Source organism: Lysobacter enzymogenes (genome assembly GCF_900106525.1).
GTDB classification, from domain to species: domain Bacteria; phylum Pseudomonadota; class Gammaproteobacteria; order Xanthomonadales; family Xanthomonadaceae; genus Lysobacter; species Lysobacter enzymogenes.
Genome location: NZ_FNOG01000001.1, coordinates 101,124 through 118,884, shown reverse-complemented (window position 1 = coordinate 118,884; position 17,761 = coordinate 101,124). Strand labels below are relative to the sequence as shown.

Sequence of the window (17,761 nt, the reverse complement as noted above, 5' to 3'; positions counted from 1 at the left end):
GCTGCAACCGGGCGGGCACGGGCCGTATCTCTTGCCTCGAACGCCGAACGAACCACCCGCATTCCCGTTCGGTACCGACCGTCACGCACTAGCCCGAGGAGGCCGCCGCCATGCCCGGAATCTTGGTTCCCATCACCTTGTTCATCTGCATCACCTTCGCCATCAAGTTCGTGGTGGACGCGCGTTTCCGCAGCAAACTGCTGCAGACCGGCGGCGCCGACGAACTGCTGCGCTCGCTGGCCCGCGACGAAGACCTGCGCCGCCGCCACGGCGCGCTGCGCTGGGGCATCGTCATGGTGCTGCTGGCGGGCGCCTTCGCCATCATCGAGGCCGCCGGCTGGCGCGAACTCAACGCCGGTACCCTGGCGGTGCTGATCGGCGCGGTCGGCCTGGGCAACCTGGCGTACTACTTCATTTCGCGCAAGTACGGCTGAGATCGGTGCGGCGCCGCGGGCGCCGGCTCGAAGCGCGCCGCAGGGCCGGCCCCAGGCGCGGACCGGCTCGAATAGGCTCGAACCGGCGCAGGCCGCACGCGGCGACCCCAAGCGCTGTTTGAACGGCAGCGAAGGCGCGCGCCGGCCTAGGACCTAAGTCGCTGGTCAGGCCGGGCGGCGCGGACGATGATCGACGCAGTCCCGACCGGAAGCCCGCATGCGCCCGTTCGCCGTCCTGCGTTGCCTGTTCGCCAGCGCGCTGCTGTCGCTCGCCCTGCCCACGTTCGCCGGCGCCGCCGCGGCGCGGGCCGACGCGCCGCCCGACCGGCGCATCGCCCTCACCGTCGACGACCTGCCGTGGGTGCAACTGCCCGCGGTCACCACCGAGTCGATCATCGCCGACCACCGCCGCCTGATCGCGGCGATCCGCAAGGCCGGCGTGCCGCTGACCGGCTTCGTCAACGCCGGCAAGCTCGAAGACGGCGGCCGGGTCCAGCCCGAACGCGAGGCGATGCTGCGCGACTGGCTCGACGCCGGCGCCGAGCTGGGCAACCACAGCTTCAGCCACGCCGACCTGCACGCGGTCGGCCTGGCCGCCTATGAGGACGACATCCTGCGCGGCGACCGGCAACTGCGCCCGCTGCTGCAGGCGCGCGGCCAGAGCCCGCACTGGTTCCGCCATCCTTACCTGCGCGCCGGGCGCAGCGCGCAGGACAAAGCCGCGCTGGCGCGCTTCCTCGGCGAGCACGGCTACCGCATCGCACCGGTCACGGTCGACAACTCCGACTGGATCTGGGCCGCCGCCTACCTGCGCGCCGGCGAACCGCATCCGGGCACGCGCCCGCACCGCAAGCCGCACACCGAAGGGGTCAAGGCCCGCCTGCGCCGCGACTACGTCAAATACATGGGCCGCAAGCTCGACTACTACGAGCGCCAGTCGCAGGCCCTGCTCGGCTACAACCTGCCGCAGATCTGGCTGATCCACGCCAACGCGCTCAACGCCGACACCTACGGCGAGCTGATCGCGATGGCGCGCAAGCGCGGCTACCGCTTCATCGGCCTGGACGAAGCCATGCGCGACAAGGCCTACCAACGCGCCGACGCCTACACCGGCCCGGCCGGCCCGAGCTGGCTGCACCGCTGGGCGATCGGCGAAAACAAACCGGCCAGCTTCTTCGCCGGCGAACCGCAGGTGCCCGAGTGGGTGCTCAACCTGGCCCAAATCGAATCCGAATGAAGCGAAGACCCCGCATGGCCTACCTGTAGGAGCGGCGCAAGCCGCGACCGCGCGCCCACAACCGCCGGCGCCCCTGCTTCGCGCCGCGCCTCACAACCGATCCAGCACCGTCCGCAACACCGGCACCGTCGTGACATCGTCCACGCCCTTGAACCCCGCGACCCGCTCGCGCACATCGGCCAGCTCGCCCGGCGAGCGCGTTTCCACCAGCACCATCAGATCGGTCTCGCCGGCGACGCTGTGCGCCAGCCGCACCTGCGCCAGCTCCGCCAGCAGCGGCACCACATCGTCGCAGCTGAAGCCCTCGGCATAACGCAACAACAGCCACGCCCGCAGCGGATCGTCGCCGCTGCCCAGACGCACGGTGTATTGGGCGATGGTTCCGGCCGATTCCAGCCGCTGCAGCCGTTCCTGCACGGTGCTGCGCGACAGCCCCACCGCCTTGGCCAGGGCCACCGTCGACAGGCGCGCGTTGTCCTGCAACAGCGCGATCAGCTTGCGGTCGACCTCATCGAGCGTTTTCATCGCGGGCGATCCAGCCACGCCGGCACGGCGCCGGCCGGGACCGGCATTGTGCCGGGTTGAGACCGGCCGCGGCGAGCGCTCACGATGGCGCGTCCCCGTCCGGTGCAACCGCCATGCCCTCTTCCATCGCCCTGATTCCCATCGATGTGCAACGCGGCTTCGACTACCCGCCGTGGGGCCGCCGCAACAACCCGCACATGGAACGCAACGGCCAGCGCCTGCTCGCGGCCTGGCGCGAACGCGGCTGGCCGTTGATCCACGTGCGCCACGATTCGGTGCAGGCCGGATCCACGCTGCGACCCGATCATCCCGGCAACGCGTTCCGCGACGGCTTCGAACCGCGCGACGGCGAAGCACTGGTGAGCAAGTCGGTCAACTCCGCCTTCATCGGCACCGACCTGGACCTGCGCCTGCGCCGGCTCGGCGTCGACACCGTGATCGTGTTCGGCGTGAGCACCGACATGTGCGTATCGACGACCGCGCGCATGGCGAGCAATCTGGGCTATCGCACCATCGTCGTCGCCGACGCGTGCTTCTGCTTCGATCTCGACGACGGCGCCGGCGGCACCCTCGCCGCCGAAGCGATCAGCGCCGCGCATCTGGCGACCTTGCGCGCGGAGTTCGCGCGGGTGATGGATTCGTCCGAATTGTTGGCGGCGCTCGACGAGCTCTGACGGGTTCGATGCCCGCATCGATCGCCGCGAATCGAACGATCGCGCGAATTATTTCCCGCTCGCAAAACGACGAACGGTCTTGCCAGCGAAATTTTTCGCGCGTAGAGTTCGCGCCCATCTTCCTTACCTCTTACCGACCGCCTTCCATGCGCAACGACATCGCAACCGCCAAGAAAGACGTGCAAGGGCATTACTGCCCCGCGTCGTTCGCGTGCGCGCCGATGACGCGCGGTCGCGACGAAAGCCTGCACAGCCCGCACTGATCTTCCCCTCCACGGAAGATCGGTCGCCCCGATCTTCCGAGGAAGCAGACGCCCTCGGACTCGCACTCCGGGGGCGTTTTCGTTTCGCGCGTCGGCAAAGGATCTGCTGGAAAACCGCTGCAAAACAAGCATTCGCGCACACCCCCGAAGCATCCGAGACGAAGGGGATAAGCCGTCGAGGCGTGAACCACGCTGTGCCCCGGTGCTTCGGCGCGGGCGGCGCGTGCGCGAAACCAACGACATGGGCGTTCGCGCCCGAACGAATTGCCGCCCGGAGACGGGCGGCGATTGGCAGCACCCGATGAAACGCACCGCAACGGCGCCGGTTTCCGACCGGCCCGGTGCGCGCGGCCTTGCCGTGGCGTATGCCGCGGTGCGTGGAGGGGCTCTGTACCGGGAAGGTAGCTCAGAGGTAGAGCAGCGTTGTATGCGCGGGTCGCCGGTTCGATTCCGGTCCTTCCCTCGGATATAGCTCAGTCGGTAGAGCGCAGCAAAAGATGCTGTTGTCGCGGGTTCGATTCCCGCTATCCACTGTCCTTTCACGACAGTCGTTGCAAATCGGAACGAAGGTTCCGAACAGGGAAACGCCCCGCGCGGCGTTTCGAAGTGCGCCGCCGGCATGGGGTTCGCTACGAAGCGACGCAGCGGCGACACCGCCGGCTCCATGCCCGGCGGGCGAGGCCACCGCGTGGCGCGGCATCGACCACAACGGACGTGGCGAAGCCGGCGGCGAGGGTTCCGCGCCCGCCGCGCATGCGGTCCGCGATGCCGGCGCCAGGGGCGTTTCCCACCTATTCCGCGATGGCGCGCTTGCGCGCCGCGCTTCACCGTCAGCTGCCACGCAGCGACTGCATTCGCGTCGCCGACGCGACCACCGTTCGACGCGACCTTCCGATTCGGTCGCATCGGCCCACACCACGGATCGGACCACACCGGAACCTCAAGGAGAAAGCCATGTTCTGGATGAAGAAGGTCGTGGTCGGCGATGCCGAGCGCGTCCTGGTTTACCGCGACCGTCGCGTCGAGCGCGTGCTCGGCCCCGGCGTGCACCGCTTGCGCGACCTGCGCAACCGCCTGAGCCTCAGCCACTACGACATCGGCAGCAGCGCCTACGCCGGCAACGACAGCGAAGCGCTGATCGCCGGCTTCGGCAAGCGCCTGTCCGAGCACTTCGTCCTCGCCGACATCGGCAACGATGAAGTCGGCCTGGTGCTGCGCAACGGCCGTTACGCCGAAGTGCTGGCGCCGGGTCTGCGTCGCCTGTACTGGAAGGGCCTGGCGCAGATCGAGGTGCGTACGCTGGCGCTGAGCCCTGGACTGGCGATCGAGCGCGAAGTCGCCGACGGCCTGCGCCAGATCGCCCAGCTCGACCGCGTCGCCACCCACGGCGTCGTGCCGAGCGAATCGGCCGGCCTGCTGTTCGTCGACGGCACCTTCGTGCGCACCTTGGCGCCGGGCGCGTATGCGTTCTGGAACCTGCGCAAGAACGTCGCGGTAGAAACCGTGGAACTGCGCGTGCAGGCGGTGGAGGTCTCGGGCCAGGAACTGCTGACCCGCGACAAGGTCACCTTGCGCGTCAACCTCGCCGCCGGCGTGCGCGTGTCCGACCCGGTCGCTGCGCGCACCCGCGTGGCCAAGTACGCCGAGCATGTCTATCGCGAGCTGCAGTACGGCCTGCGCAAGGCGGTGTCGTCCAAGACCCTGGACGAACTGCTCGGCGACAAGGCCTCGCTCGATGCCGACATCCTCGCCGCCGCGCGCGGCGCCTGCGCCGGGATCGGCGTGGAGGTGCTCGGCGTCGGCGTCAAGGACGTGATCCTGCCGGGCGAGATGAAGGACATCCTCAACGCCGTGGTGCAGGCGGAGAAGAGCGCGCAGGCCAACGTGATCCGCCGCCGCGAGGAAGCCAACGCGACCCGCAGCCTGCTCAACACCGCCAAGCTGATCGAGGAAAGTCCGGTGCTGATGCGCCTGAAGGAACTCGAGGCCTTGGAAAAAATCACCGAAAAGATCGACAAGCTGACCGTCTTCGGCGGTCTGGAGGGAGTCATGAAGCAACTCGTCAGCCTCAAGGGCCACGGCTGAAACGCAGGACCGGGCGGCATCGCGCCGCCCGGGTTCCGATAGCGCGACAGCCCAAAGCCAACGCGAACGCCGCCCTCGACGGGGCGGTGAACGGCCCCGTGCGCGGCTCGCATGCCGCGCGCGCGGCCGACTATCGGATACGAATCCTTATGCGAAGCGATATGTACAAAGTGATCGTGGAACGGCCGCGCACCGGCGCCGGCTGGGCCAAGCCGGGGCGCGAACTGCGCGACCCCGACGAACGCCCTTCCCACGAAGGCATGCGCCATCGGCTCAACACGAGCCGCAAATGGCTCAACGAAAACCTGCGCCCGCTGCAACGCTGGCTGGATCGACAGGCCGGCAGGCGCTGGGACGCGGTCTATGCGGAACTGTGCAAGAACGTGGATCGACGCAACACCGTGCAGCAACACATCCATGAGCATCTGCGCGATTTCGTCGAGGTCGACGTGTACGAAAGCGAGGGCCAGCTCTACGCCATCCGCCGCTGGCGCGGCGCGGTCGCGCTGGCCGAGAGCTATTGCGATCTGTATGTGGACCCGCGCAACGGCTGCCTGATACGCAACGAGGCCGCGTTCGTTCGCCGCGTACGCAAACGCGACGAGCACCGGCTTGCGGTGCATGCGCGGCAAGCGGGTTGGCGCGAAGGCGTCCGCATCGTCGACCGCGATGTGCAACTGCACCGCCTGGACGGCATCTGGTACCGGATCGAACTCGCGCCGGTGCCCGAGCCGCGCCGCTCCAAGCGCAAGTCCGGCGTCGTTTTGCCGGGGCTCGCGTTCGATGCGGTGCTGCATGCGCAGATCGGCGAATGCGAAAGCAAACGCTGGAACCTGTACGGCCGCTGCGGCGTCTACGCGCGCCGCAAACGCCAGCTGAGCCAGGCCGAGCTGACCGCCCACCGGCTGCGCAACGGCGACGGGCCCGATCCGTTCGACCCGCGCGCGCTCGCCGCGGCCGCTCGCGCGAACAGCCGCAAGCGGCGTTCGCCCTGGCGCACCGGCGCACCTAATTAAGGACTGAACCATCATGAGTACCTCAAACTACGAACTGCTCCACGCCGACGAAGGCGTGGCACCGGTCAAGGCCTGGATCCGCGGGGTGCCGGTCGACGAAAGCGCCAAACACCAGCTGCGCAACATCGCCGCCCTGCCCCACGTCGGGCCCTGGGTCGCGGCCATGCCCGATGTGCATCTGGGCAAGGGCGCGACCGTCGGCTCGGTGGTGCCGACCCGCGGCGCGATCATTCCCGCCGCGGTCGGCGTCGACATCGGCTGCGGCATGGCCGCGGTGCGCACCACGCTTCGCGCGAGCGACCTGCCCGACAGCCTGGCCAAGCTGCGCTCGGCGATCGAGCACTGCGTCCCGGTCGGCAACGGCCGCGGCGGCGAGCACCGGCGCCTGCCCGACAGCCACGCCACCCGGCTGGCCAAATCGGGACTGGCGACGCGGCTGGACGCGATCCACGCCAAGCACCGCCGGCTGCGCACCGACAAGCTCGACCGCCAGATCGGCACGCTCGGCGGCGGCAACCACTTCATCGAGGTCTGCCTCGACGAAGCCGGCGCGGTGTGGGTGATGCTGCACTCGGGTTCGCGCGGCACCGGCAACCTGATCGGCAGCTACTTCATCGAGCTGGCGCGGATGAAGCTGGAAAAGCGCACGCTCGGCTTCCATCTGCCGGACAAGGATCTCGCGTTCCTGCTGGAGGGCGAGCCCTTGTTCGACGACTACGTCGAGGCGGTGGGTTGGGCGCAGGACTACGCCCGCCACAACCGCGAAGCGATGATGGAGCGGGTGCTGCATGCCATGCGCATCCAGCTGCCGAAGTTCAAGCTCGACAAGACCGCGGTCAACTGCCACCACAACTACGTGCAGCGCGAGGAACATTTCGGCGAATCGCTGTGGGTCACGCGCAAGGGTGCGGTCAGCGCGCGCGAGGGCGAGCTGGGCATCATCCCCGGCAGCATGGGCGCGCGCAGCTACATCGTGCGCGGCAAGGGCAATGTCGACAGCTTCCACAGCTGCAGCCACGGCGCCGGCCGGGTGATGAGCCGGGCCGAGGCGCGCCGCAGCATCACCTTGAAGGACCACCGCGCTGCCACCGCGCATGTGGAATGCCGCAAGGACGCGGCGGTGATCGACGAGTCGCCGGCGGCGTACAAGCCGATCGAAGCGGTGATGGCGGCGCAGTCCGACCTGGTCGAGGTGGTGCACACCTTGCGCCAGGTGGTCTGCATCAAAGGTTGAACGCCGCAAGGCGTTGTTTCGGCGCCGTCCGCGAGGGCGGCGCCATTTTTATGCGCGCCATTCTTACAGGCGCCGGTTTCGATGCGGGGCCGGCGTCAGTCGGCCAGCACCAGCCGCCACGCGCCTTCCACTTCGCCTTCGACGTGGGTCCACGGCACCTGCTCGGCGCCGCGCAGCCGTTCCCAGCCGCGCGCGAGCTCGTCGCGGATGTCGTCCCAATGGCGTTCGCCGTGGTGCAGGCGCGCGCCCAGGCCATAGGTGATGGCCAGTTCGCGGATGCGGTGGGAGAGGGATACGACGTTCGCGACGGTGGCGGCGGCCGCCGGCGCGTCGGCTTCGCGGGCCTAGTCGGCGATGAAGGAACTGAGCCAGTCGACGTTGCGTGGCGGCATGGACGAGTCCGTTGGCATCTCTTTTGCATCACGACGATAACGTTTTTTTCATCGCCGGGAACGGTCAAAAGTCCGAATCGCACGCGCAAACCGCGAGCGCTGTCGCAAACGCGCATCGGGGTTTCGCGGCGCTCGCTCGTCGGTCGTGAAGATGCGCCGCGATTCACGTATACGAAGCCGGCCGGCTACTGAACGCGCGTGACGGCATTCACAGCGGGCAGCACGACAAATTCCCACCGGCGCATCCTTGCGCCGGCCGCGCGGGCGCAATCGCCCGGCGGGTCCGCGAACGGGCGGAGTGGGTCGAGAAAGCCGAAGGGCGATGCGCAGCGCGCAACAACGCCGTGGCGGTCACGCGCGCGCGGGCTGCGCGCGGCGGCGCCATTGCCACTTGAGGTTGACGCCGAGCGTGCCGACCACGATCAAGGCCACGCCCAGGCTCTGTACCGGCGCCAGGGTGTGGCCGTAAACGGCGTAATCCAGCAGCAGCGCGATCACCGGATAGATGAAGGCCAGCACCGCGATGGTCGCCACCTGCAATCGCGGATAAGACGAGTAGAACAGCACGTAGCACACGCCGCTGTGGATCAGGCCGAGCCCGGCCAGCCAGTACCAGTGCGCGCCGGGCACCATCACCCGGGCGTAGTCGGCGAACGGCGCGAGCATGGCCACGCCGACCAGGCACTGGATCAACACCACGGCGAACGGCCGCTCGCGGCTGATCCGCCGCGACAGCAGCAGCGAGGCGCCGCACAGCAGCGCGGCGACGAAGGTCAGGCCGACGCCGATCAGGTAGCCGATGTCGGCGCTGCGCAGCAGCTTGAACGGATCGGCCGAGCACAGCACGCCGACGAAGGCGATCGCGGTCCAGCCGATGTCGGCGGCGCGGGTGCGCTCGCCGTAGAACAACGCAGCCAGGCCCAGCACCACGAACGGGAAGAAGTGATAGACCATCGTCGCCACGCCGATCGACGAGCGCGCCATGCCGGCGAACAGCGCCACCCAGTTCAGCACCAGCAGCACGCCGCTGAAGATCGCCGAGCGGATCAGCGCGCCCTCGCCGAGCAGGCCGCGGAACAAGCCGCGCGCCCAGCCCCAAGCCAGCAGGAAGACCACGCCGAACACGCAGCGGAACAGCACGGCGGTGATCGCGTCCTGGCCGCTTTCGTGAACGAACACGCCGACCGAGCCGATCAGCAGTTCGGCGATCAGCAACTGGATCAGCGCCGGGCGGGAGTCGGCGGCGGGGACGGCGGCAGCGACGGTGCTCATGGGCGGGAGCGCGCGGCGTAGGGAGGGGAGGCTCAGGTTAGGGTCGGGCTGTGGACCGATACAGATTCAGTTAGGATGAATTTCGACCGGTACAGATTTCAGTCGCGCTCTGCTCCCTCTGCCGCTTGCGGGAGGGGGCCGGGGGTGAGGGCAAACAGGGCATCGAGGATGTCGTCGCAAGCAGACACCCTCACCCCAACCCCTCTCCCGCAGACGGGAGAGGGGCTTTTGCATTGCGAAATTGGTGGTGATCCAGGACTTGCTCTACCGAGCTCTGCTCCCTCTCCCGCTTGCGGGAGAGGGCCGGGGTGAGGGCAAACAGGGCATCGAGGATGTCGTCGCAAGCAGACACCCTCACCCCAACCCCTCTCCCGCAAGCGGGAGAGGGGCTTTGACACTGCGAGGTTGGCGATGACCCAGGACTTGCTCTACGAACGCCTCGCCGAGCGCATGCGCCGGCAGATCCAGCGCGGCGTGCTGCGCGCCGGCGAGCGGTTGCCGTCGTTGCGCCGGCTCGGCCGCGATCAGCGCATCAGCCTGGCCACCGCCGTGGAGGCCTATCAGCAGCTCGAGCGCGAAGGCCTGATCGAAGCGCGCCCGCGCTCGGGCTACTACGTGCGCGCCGCGCCCGCGGCGGCGCCGCGCAGCCATCGCGCCCGACACCTCGCGCGCGCGCCGACGCCGATGCGCAACCCGGCCCTGCTCGGCGTGCTCGACGTGCAATCGCGCCGCGACCTAGTGCCGCTGCACGCGGCCACCCCGGCCGCGGCGCTGCTGCCCAGCGCCGCGCTGTGCGCGTCGGTGACCCGGGCCATGCGCCGCGATCCCGACGTCGCGCTCGGCTACACCGTGCCGCAGGGCCTGCCGGCGCTGCGCGAGCGCATCGCCCAGCGTTACGCGCAATGCGGGGTGGAAGTCGATCCGGACGAAGTCATCGTCACCGCCGGCGCGATGGAGGCGATCAGCCTGACCCTGCGCACGCTGACCCGGCCCGGCGACATCGTGATCCTGGAAACTCCGACCTATCACGGCCTGCTGCAGGCGGTGGCCGCGCAGGGGCTGCGCGTGCTGGAAATCCCCAACCATCCCGGCCGCGGCCTCGACCCGGCGCAGTTGCGCGAACTGCTGGAGCGCCATGCGGTACGCGCAGCGCTGTTGGTGCCGAACTTCAACAATCCGCTCGGCAGCCTGACCAGCGAGACGGCCAAGCGCGAGATCGTCGCCGCCTGCGCCGCGCATGGCACGGTGCTGATCGAGGACGATCTGTACGGCGAGCTGGCCTATTCCGGCGAACGCCCTTCGCCGCTGCGCCGCTACGACGACGGCGAGCACGTGATCACCTGCGGCTCGTACTCGAAGATTCTCGCGCCCGGCTTGCGCGTGGGCTGGATGATCGGCGGGCGCCGGCGCTCGGAACTGCTGCGCACCAAGAGCTTTTCCACCGTCGCCACCGCGACCTTGCCGCAGTTGGCGCTGATCGACTTCCTCGCCCGCCACGACATCGAACGCGGCCTGCGCCGCCTGCGCCGCGCCCTGGCCGGCAACGCCCAGGCGTATCGGCAGGCGCTGCTGGATCACTGGCCCGACGGTATCGCCGTGGCCGAACCGGCCGGCGGCATGACGCTGTGGGTGGAACTGCCCGAACGCATCGACGGCCAGGCCTTGTTCGAAGCGGCGCTGGCGCGCGGCATCGGCATCCTGCCGGGGCATCTGTTCTCCAACCGCGGCGACTACACCCACCACGTGCGGCTGAGCTGCGGGCAGCCGTGGGATCGCGCGATGGAAGCGGCGTTGAAAACGCTGGGCGATTTGGCCAAGCAGCTGATGCGCTAGCTGCGCAGCATCCCTGTAGGAGCGGCGCGAGCCGCGACTGCGGCAACGCAACTACGCCGTCAGTTCCGTCGTGGCTGCGTTGCCGCAGTCGCGGCTCGCGTCGCTCCTACAGGGGGCGATCGTGCTTTCGTCTGGGCCGGAAACGAAACGAGCCGCGATCTTGCGATCGCGGCTCGCTTCATTGCGGCGTCGATGCAACGCCCTCGTCCGCCTCAGGCCTGCGCCGTCAGCAAGCTCGGCAGGAACTGGCTCAACGCATCCTTGACCTGCTCGACGGTGAGGTCGGGCTGGCTGATCGCGCGCATCGCCAATCCTTCGATCAGCGATTGCAGGATCAGCACGCGCGTGGCCACCTGCTCCTTCGGCACGCCCAGGCCGCCCTCGGCGGCGCTGCGCGCGAACCACGAGGCCAAGTCGGCGCGAAACACCTTGTCGGACGCGTGCGTGGCCGCGGCGATCTCCGGATCGCGCGTGGCCTCGGCGGTCAGCTCCAGGAACAGCGCCGCGCTGGTGATGCTGGGATCGTTGGCCTGCCACTGCTGGAAGACCTCGGCGATCCCGCCGACCAGATCGCTGCTGGAATGCAGCTTGGCCACATCGGCCCGAGCCTCTTCGAGCTGGCGCTCGATGATGGCCAGGATGATGTCGTTCTTACCCTTGAAATAGCGGTAGATCAGGCCGGCGCTCATGCCCGCGGTCTCGGCGATGTTGGCCATGCTGGCGGCGTGGAAGCCGTGCACGACGAAACATTGCTGAGCCGCGACCAGGATGCGCTCGCGCTGCGCCTGGGCCCGTGCGGCGGCCTTGGCGCTGGGCTTGGCGGTCGGGGTGCCCGGGGTGCTCATTGGCTGCGCTCGTTCCAGCCACCTCCGAGCACTTTGTACAGGGTGACGCGGTTGGCCTGTTCGGCCAGACGCGTGCTCACCAAGCCTTGCTGCGCGCCGTACAGCGTGCGCTGGGCGTCGAGCTGGTTGAGGTAGCTGTCGCGGCCGGCCTTGTAGCGCGCGGTCGACAACTGCTCGGCGCGGCCGGCGGCCTCGACCAGCGCTTCCTGCGCCTGGCGCTGCTCGGCCAGGGTCTTGGTCAGCGCCAACGCATCGGACACATCGCGGAAACCGGCCTGGATCGCCTTCTCGTACTGCGCCAGCGCGATCTTCTGGTCGGCCTTGGCCGAGGCCAGGCCCGCGCGCAAGCGGCCGCCCTGGAAGATCGGAATGTTGAGCACCGGCGTGACCGACCACATGCGGGTGTTGCTGTCGAACAAGCCCGACAGTTCGTTGCTGGCGCTGCCGAAGAAACCGGTCAGGCTGATCGACGGGAAGAACGCGGCGCGCGCGGCGCCGATGTTGGCGTTCTGCGCGCGCAGCAGGTGCTCGGCCTGGAGCACATCGGGACGGCGCAGCAGAACCTCCGACGGCAGGTTCTGTGGCAGCGCCGCCAGGCCGGTGACGCCGGCGGTGAGCTTCTGCGGCAGCAGCGCCGGATCGACCGGCTCGCCGACCAGCAGGTTCAGCGCGTTGATGTCCTGCGCCACCTGTCCGGCGTAGCGCGCCGCATCGGCGCGCGCCTGCTCGACCTGGGTGCGGGCCTGGCTCAGTTCCAGGCCCGACACCGCGCCGAGTTCGCGGCGCTTGGCGGTCAGGTCATAGGCCGACTGCTGATTCTTCAGCGTCGCCTCCGACACCGACAGCAGCTCGCGGTCCGCCGCCAGGGTCAGGTAGGCGTTGGCGACTTCGGCGATCAGGCTCAGCTGGGCGGCGCGGCGCGCTTCCTCTTCGGCGAAGTAACGCTGCAGCGCCGACTGGCTCAGACTGCGCACGCGGCCGAACAGGTCGATCTCGAAGTTGGCGATGGACGCGCCGGCCTGGTACTGGTCGGTGATCTGGTCCGGCGTGTCGGTGCCCACGCGCTGCAGCTGTCCGCCGACGCCGACCGAAGGCAGCCGGTCGGCGCGCTGGATGCGGTACTGCGCGCGCGCCTTCTCGACGTTGAGCACCGCCACGCGCAGGTCGCGGTTGTTGTCCAGCGCGCGGCCGATCAACTGCTCCAGGTTCGGGTCTTCGAAGAAATCGCGCCAGCCGATGTCGGCCACCGCCGCGCCTTCGGTCGCGGCGGCCTCCTGCGAGGCCGCCGGATCGGAGGTCAGCGGTTGCGCGCCGACGAAGGACTGGGTGGTCGGCGGCAACGGCCACTGCGCCGGGATGCCGGCCTGCTGCTCGGGCAGCTTCGGCGCCAGACTGACGCAGCCGGTGGCGGCCACGGCGATGGCGAGCGCCAGGGCGTGGGTCGAAAACTTACTCATGGTTCTGCGCTCCTTGGGCGCTGTGCTCAGCGGGCGCGTGTTTCTTGCGGACGAAGATCTTCTCGACCACGACGAAGAACAGCGGGACGAAGAAGATGCCCAGGAACGTACCCACGACCATGCCGCCGAGCACGCCGGTGCCGATCGCGCGCTGCGCGCCGGAACCCGCGCCGGAGGCCAGGGCCAGCGGCAGCACGCCCAGGCCGAACGCCAGCGAGGTCATGATGATCGGGCGCAGGCGGTCGCGTACCGCGGCCAGCGTGCCCGAGATCAGGTCCATGCCCTTCTCCAGGTTCTCCTTGGCGAACTCCACGATCAGGATCGCGTTCTTGCTCGACAAACCCACGGTGGTGAGCATCGCCACCTGGAAGTACACGTCGCGCTCCATGCCGCGCAGCCACGTCGCCAACACCGTGCCGAGGATGCCCATCGGCGCGATCAGCAGCACCGAGGTCGGGATCGCCCAGCTTTCGTACATCGCCGCCAGACACAGGAACACGATCAGCAGCGACAGCGTGTACAGCAGCGGCGTCTGCGCGCCTGCCTGGCGTTCCTGGAACGACAGGCCGGTCCACTCCAGGCCGATGCCCGGCGGCAACTGCGCCACCAGCTTCTCGACCTCGGCCATGGCCTGGCCCGAGCTCACGCCCGGCTTGGCTTCACCGTTGATTTCCAGCGCGGACACGCCGTTGTAGCGCTCCAGACGCGGCGAACCGTATTCCCAACGGGTCGAGGCGAACGCCGAGAACGGCACCATCTCGCCCTTGTCGTTGCGCACGTACCAGCGGTTGAAGTCGCTGGGCACCATGCGGAACGGCGCATCGGCCTGGATGTAGACGCGCTTGACCCGGCCGCGGTCGACGAAGTCGTCGATGTACTGGCCGCCCCAGGCCGCCTGCAGGGTGCTGTTGATGTCGGCGATGCTCAGGCCCAGCGCCGCGGCCTTCTGGTTGTCGACGTCGACGCGGAACTGCGGGGTGTCTTCCATGCCGTTCGGGCGCACGTTCTGCAACAGCTCGCTCTGCGCGGCCATGCCGAGGAACTGGTTGCGCGCGGCCACCAGCGCTTCATGGCCGAGCGCGGCGTTGTCCTTCATGTAGAACACGAAGCCGTTGGAGTTGCCCAGTTCGAACACCGCCGGCGGCGCCAGCGCGAACACGAACGCGTCCTTGATCTGCATGAAGTTGCCCATCGCCCGGCCGACCACGCCGTTGACGCTGTTGTCGGGCATCGGGGTCTTGCCGAAGCTGGTCAGCCAGCGCCAGCGGTCGCCCCAGGTGCTGGCGCGCTCTTCCCACGGCTTGAGCTGCGAGAACGCCATGCCCGCGTTCTGGCCGTTGCCGGCGAAGCTGAAGCCCTGCACGGTGAACAGCGAATCCACGGCCGGGTCGTTGAGGAACTGCTCCTCGACCTTCTTCAGCGTCTCGCCCGTGCGTTCCTGGGTCGCGCCGACCGGGGTCTGCACGATGGTGAACAAGAAGCCCTGGTCTTCCTGCGGCAGGAACGACGACGGCAGGCGGAAGAACATCACACCCATCAGCGCAGCCATCGCCGCGAACACGATCATGAAGCGGCCGGCGCGGGTGACGATGCCGTGCACCACGCCCTGGTACTTCTTGTTGCCCGAGTCGAACTTGTTGTTGAACCAGCCGAAGAAGCCCTTGTCGGACGCGTGGTGGCCCTTCTCGATCGGCTTGAGCATGGTCGCGCACAGCGCCGGGGTCAGCACGATCGCGACCAGCACCGACAGGAACATCGCCGAGACGATGGTCACCGAGAACTGGCGATAGATCACGCCGGTGGCGCCGCCGAGGAAGGCCATCGGCACGAACACTGCCGACAGCACCAGGCCGATGCCGACCAGCGCGCCGGTGATCTGGTCCATCGACTTGCGCGTGGCTTCCTTCGGCGAGAGGCCTTCCTCGCTCATCACACGCTCGACGTTCTCGACCACGACGATGGCGTCGTCCACCAGCAAGCCGATGGCGAGCACCACCGCGAACATGGTCAGCATGTTGACCGAATAGCCGAACAGCGCCAGCAGGCCGAACGTGCCCAGCAACACCACCGGCACCGCGATCGTCGGGATCAAGGTGGCGCGGAAGTTCTGCAGGAACAGGTACATCACCAGGAACACCAGCACGATCGCTTCGAGCAGGGTCTTGACCACTTCCTCGATCGCCACGCGCACGAACGGCGTGGTGTCGAACGGCGTCACCGCCTTGAGGCCCTTCGGGAACGAAGGCTTGAGCTGTTCCAGTTCGGCCTGCACCGCCTGCGCGGTGGCCAGCGCGTTGGCGCCGGTGGCCAGCGAGATGGCGATACCGGTGGCCGGCTTGCCGTTGAAGCGGGCGATGGTGCCGTAGTCTTCCTGGCCCAGTTCGACCCGGGCGACGTCGGACAGCTTCAGCACCGCGCCGCCGCTGTTGGCGCGCACGACGATGTTCTTGAACTGATCCGCGGTCTGCAGGCGATCCTGCGCGGTGATGGTGGCGTTGAGCTGCTGGCCCTTCACCGACGGGGTGCCGCCGAGCTGGCCGACCGCGACCTGGGCGTTCTGCGCGCGCAGGGCGTTGATGACGTCGGTCGGGGTCAGCTTGTAGGTGTTGAGCTTGTCCGGGTCCAGCCAGATCCGCATCGCATACTTGGTGCCGAACAGCTGGGTGCTGCCGACGCCGTTGACGCGGGCGAGCGGGTCGACCAGGTTGGCGGCCACGTAGTCGGCGATGTCGGCGCCGTTCATGCTGCCGTCCTCGGACACGAAGCCGATGACCTGCAGGAACGACGAGTTCGCCTTGGACACGCTCACGCCCTGCTGCTGCACGATCTGCGGCAGCAACGGGGTGGCCAGCTGCAGCTTGTTCTGCACCTGCACCTGGGCGATGTCCGGATCGGTGCCGCTCTCGAAGGTCAGCGTGATCGAGGCCTGGCCGTCGGCCGAGCTGGTCGCCGACATGTACATCAGGCCGTCGATGCCCTTCATGTTCTGCTCGATGATCTGGGTCACCGAGTTTTCGACGGCTTTAGCCGAAGCGCCGGGATACGACGCGTTCACCGCCACCGTGGGCGGGGCGATGGTGGGATATTGCGAGATGGGCAGCTGGGTGATCGCGATCGCGCCACCGAGCATGATGATGATCGCCAAGACCCACGCGAAGATGGGGCGATCGATGAAGAACCGTGCCATGAATGTCTCCGATTACTGCTTCGGCGCGGCGGCGGGGGCCGCCGGCTTGGCCGGGGCGGCGCCCTTCTCGGTCGCGTCCACCGGCATGCCGGGGCCGATCTTCTGCAGGCCTTCGACGATGACCTTGTCGCCGGCCTTCAAGCCGCCTTCGACCAGCCACTTGTCGCCGAGCGCCTGACCGACCTGCACTTCGCGCGGCTCGACCTGGCCCTTGGCGTTGACCACCATCGCGGTGGCGTTGCCCTTGGGATCGCGGGTCACGCCCTGCTGCGGAACCAGCAGCGCGTTCTGGCGCACGCCGGTGCCGACCAGCGCGCGCACGTACATGCCGGGCATCAGGATGTTGTCGGGGTTCGGCACGATCACCCGCAGCAGGAAGCTGCCGGTGCCTTCGTCGACGGTGACTTCCGAGAACGCCAGCTTGCCGTCGTGCTCGTACTTGGTGCCGTCCTCGAGCAGGATCGCGACCGGCGTGGTCGCCTCGCTGAGCGTGCCCGCGGCGATCTGCTTGCGCAGCGCCAGCAGTTCGGCGCTGGACTGGCTGATGTCGACGAACACCGGATCGGTCTGCTGCACCACCGCCAGCGCATCGGCCTGGTTGGCCGAGACCAGCGCGCCGGCGGTGACCGCCGACTTGCCGATGCGGCCGCTGATCGGCGAGACGATGCGCGCGCGGCCGAGGATCACGCTGGTGCTCTGCACGCTGGCGCGGCCGGCGGCGACGTCGGCGCGGGCCTGCTTGAGCGTGGCGGTGGCGTTCTCGTCGTCCTGCTTGCTGACCGCGTCGATCTTGACCAGTTCGGTCGAACGGCGGGCGTTGAGCTGGGCCGAGTTCAACGCGGCCTCGGCGCGCGCCAGCGACGCCTTGGCGTTCTCGGCGTCGGCGGCGTAGGTCTTGTCGTCGAGCTGATACAGCGGCTGGCCGGCCTTGACCAGGCCGCCTTCGGTGAACAAGCGCTTCTCGACGATGCCGTTCACCTGCGGCCGCACCTGCGCCACCAGCGACGCGCTGGCGCGGCCGGGCAGCTCGCGGGTCAGGGTCACGGTCTCGGGCTTCAGCGTCACCACCGTGACCTGGCCCTTCTGCCCGCCGGGGCCACCCGGCCCGCCTTGTTGATCGCCGCCTTTACCGCAGGCCGCCAGGGCCAACGCAAGCACGGAAACAGTGAAAATTGCCTTATAGGACATGGACTTGCGCGACGGCATTGGGGGAGCCTCAGGTATGGGTGCGGCCGGGACGGACTGCGGACGGATCGTAGAATGAACGATCATTCTCTTTTTTTGAGTGTGAACGTTCCATCAACGGG

The 17,761-nt window shown here is 68.5% G+C and carries 14 protein-coding genes and 2 tRNA genes; 10 read left to right on the top strand and 6 right to left on the bottom strand.

The window, feature by feature from the left end:
• Nucleotides 1–110 precede the first annotated feature (110 nt).
• Nucleotides 111–434 (top strand): hypothetical protein, encoded by a 324-nt coding sequence (locus BLU84_RS00500; protein WP_074861643.1) that lies wholly within the window; start codon nt 111–113, stop codon nt 432–434.
• Nucleotides 435–651: 217 nt separating this feature from the next.
• On the top strand, nt 652–1,671 hold the full coding sequence (locus BLU84_RS00495) for a polysaccharide deacetylase family protein (protein WP_074861642.1): 1,020 nt from the start codon (nt 652–654) through the stop codon (nt 1,669–1,671).
• A 90-nt stretch (nt 1,672–1,761) separates the two neighbouring features.
• Here BLU84_RS00495 and BLU84_RS00490 read toward each other — a convergent pair whose 3' ends face one another.
• The gene (locus BLU84_RS00490) at nt 1,762–2,196 is read right to left on the bottom strand and encodes an Lrp/AsnC family transcriptional regulator (RefSeq protein ID WP_074861641.1); all 435 of its coding nucleotides are present in this window, start codon (nt 2,194–2,196) and stop codon (nt 1,762–1,764) included.
• Nucleotides 2,197–2,309: 113 nt separating this feature from the next.
• On the opposite strand from BLU84_RS00490, the gene BLU84_RS00485 reads away from it, so the two are divergent.
• From BLU84_RS00485 to BLU84_RS26005, 7 genes are all read left to right on the top strand, one after another.
• Nucleotides 2,310–2,870 carry a cysteine hydrolase family protein gene (locus tag BLU84_RS00485; protein ID WP_074861640.1) on the top strand — a complete coding sequence of 187 codons (561 nt, stop codon included), beginning with the start codon at nt 2,310–2,312 and terminating at the stop codon, nt 2,868–2,870.
• Nucleotides 2,871–3,528: 658 nt separating this feature from the next.
• Nucleotides 3,529–3,596, top strand: a tRNA-OTHER gene (locus tag BLU84_RS00480).
• 1 nt (nt 3,597) lies between these two features.
• Nucleotides 3,598–3,664 (top strand) — tRNA-Leu (locus BLU84_RS00475).
• A 423-nt stretch (nt 3,665–4,087) separates the two neighbouring features.
• Nucleotides 4,088–5,218: a slipin family protein gene (locus BLU84_RS00470; RefSeq protein WP_074861639.1), complete on the top strand. Its 1,131-nt coding sequence runs from the start codon at nt 4,088–4,090 to the stop codon at nt 5,216–5,218.
• Nucleotides 5,219–5,379: 161 nt separating this feature from the next.
• Complete coding sequence (locus BLU84_RS00465; RefSeq protein ID WP_074861638.1) at nt 5,380–6,234, top strand: hypothetical protein; 855 nt, start codon at nt 5,380–5,382, stop codon at nt 6,232–6,234.
• Nucleotides 6,235–6,247: 13 nt separating this feature from the next.
• Nucleotides 6,248–7,468 (top strand): RtcB family protein, encoded by a 1,221-nt coding sequence (locus tag BLU84_RS00460; RefSeq protein WP_074861637.1) that lies wholly within the window; start codon nt 6,248–6,250, stop codon nt 7,466–7,468.
• Nucleotides 7,465–8,052, top strand: a complete 588-nt coding sequence (locus tag BLU84_RS26005; protein WP_139174505.1) for a hypothetical protein — start codon at nt 7,465–7,467, stop codon at nt 8,050–8,052. Before BLU84_RS00460 ends, BLU84_RS26005 begins: the two co-directional genes overlap by 4 nt.
• Before the next feature lie 159 nt (nt 8,053–8,211).
• On the opposite strand, the gene BLU84_RS00455 is transcribed toward BLU84_RS26005, so the two are convergent.
• Complete coding sequence (locus tag BLU84_RS00455) at nt 8,212–9,132, bottom strand: DMT family transporter (RefSeq protein WP_074861636.1); 921 nt, start codon at nt 9,130–9,132, stop codon at nt 8,212–8,214.
• Between the two features lie 411 nt (nt 9,133–9,543).
• Between BLU84_RS00455 and BLU84_RS00450 the strand changes: the two genes are divergently transcribed.
• Nucleotides 9,544–10,965: an aminotransferase-like domain-containing protein gene (locus BLU84_RS00450; RefSeq protein ID WP_074861635.1), complete on the top strand. Its 1,422-nt coding sequence runs from the start codon at nt 9,544–9,546 to the stop codon at nt 10,963–10,965.
• A 212-nt stretch (nt 10,966–11,177) separates the two neighbouring features.
• On the opposite strand, the gene BLU84_RS00445 is transcribed toward BLU84_RS00450, so the two are convergent.
• The 4 genes from BLU84_RS00445 to BLU84_RS00430 are packed head-to-tail and all read right to left on the bottom strand — an operon-like array spanning nt 11,178 to nt 17,642.
• Nucleotides 11,178–11,810, bottom strand: a complete 633-nt coding sequence (locus BLU84_RS00445) for a TetR/AcrR family transcriptional regulator (protein ID WP_074861634.1) — start codon at nt 11,808–11,810, stop codon at nt 11,178–11,180.
• Nucleotides 11,807–13,267 (bottom strand): efflux transporter outer membrane subunit, encoded by a 1,461-nt coding sequence (locus tag BLU84_RS00440; protein ID WP_074861633.1) that lies wholly within the window; start codon nt 13,265–13,267, stop codon nt 11,807–11,809. The genes BLU84_RS00445 and BLU84_RS00440 overlap by 4 nt, the downstream gene beginning before the upstream one ends.
• Entirely contained in the window at nt 13,260–16,454 is a 3,195-nt protein-coding gene (locus BLU84_RS00435; protein WP_074861632.1) for an efflux RND transporter permease subunit, read from the bottom strand. The genes BLU84_RS00440 and BLU84_RS00435 overlap by 8 nt, the downstream gene beginning before the upstream one ends.
• A gap of 12 nt (nt 16,455–16,466) precedes the next feature.
• Entirely contained in the window at nt 16,467–17,642 is a 1,176-nt protein-coding gene (locus BLU84_RS00430; RefSeq protein ID WP_211664491.1) for an efflux RND transporter periplasmic adaptor subunit, read from the bottom strand.
• Between the last annotated feature and the right edge of the window lie 119 nt (nt 17,643–17,761).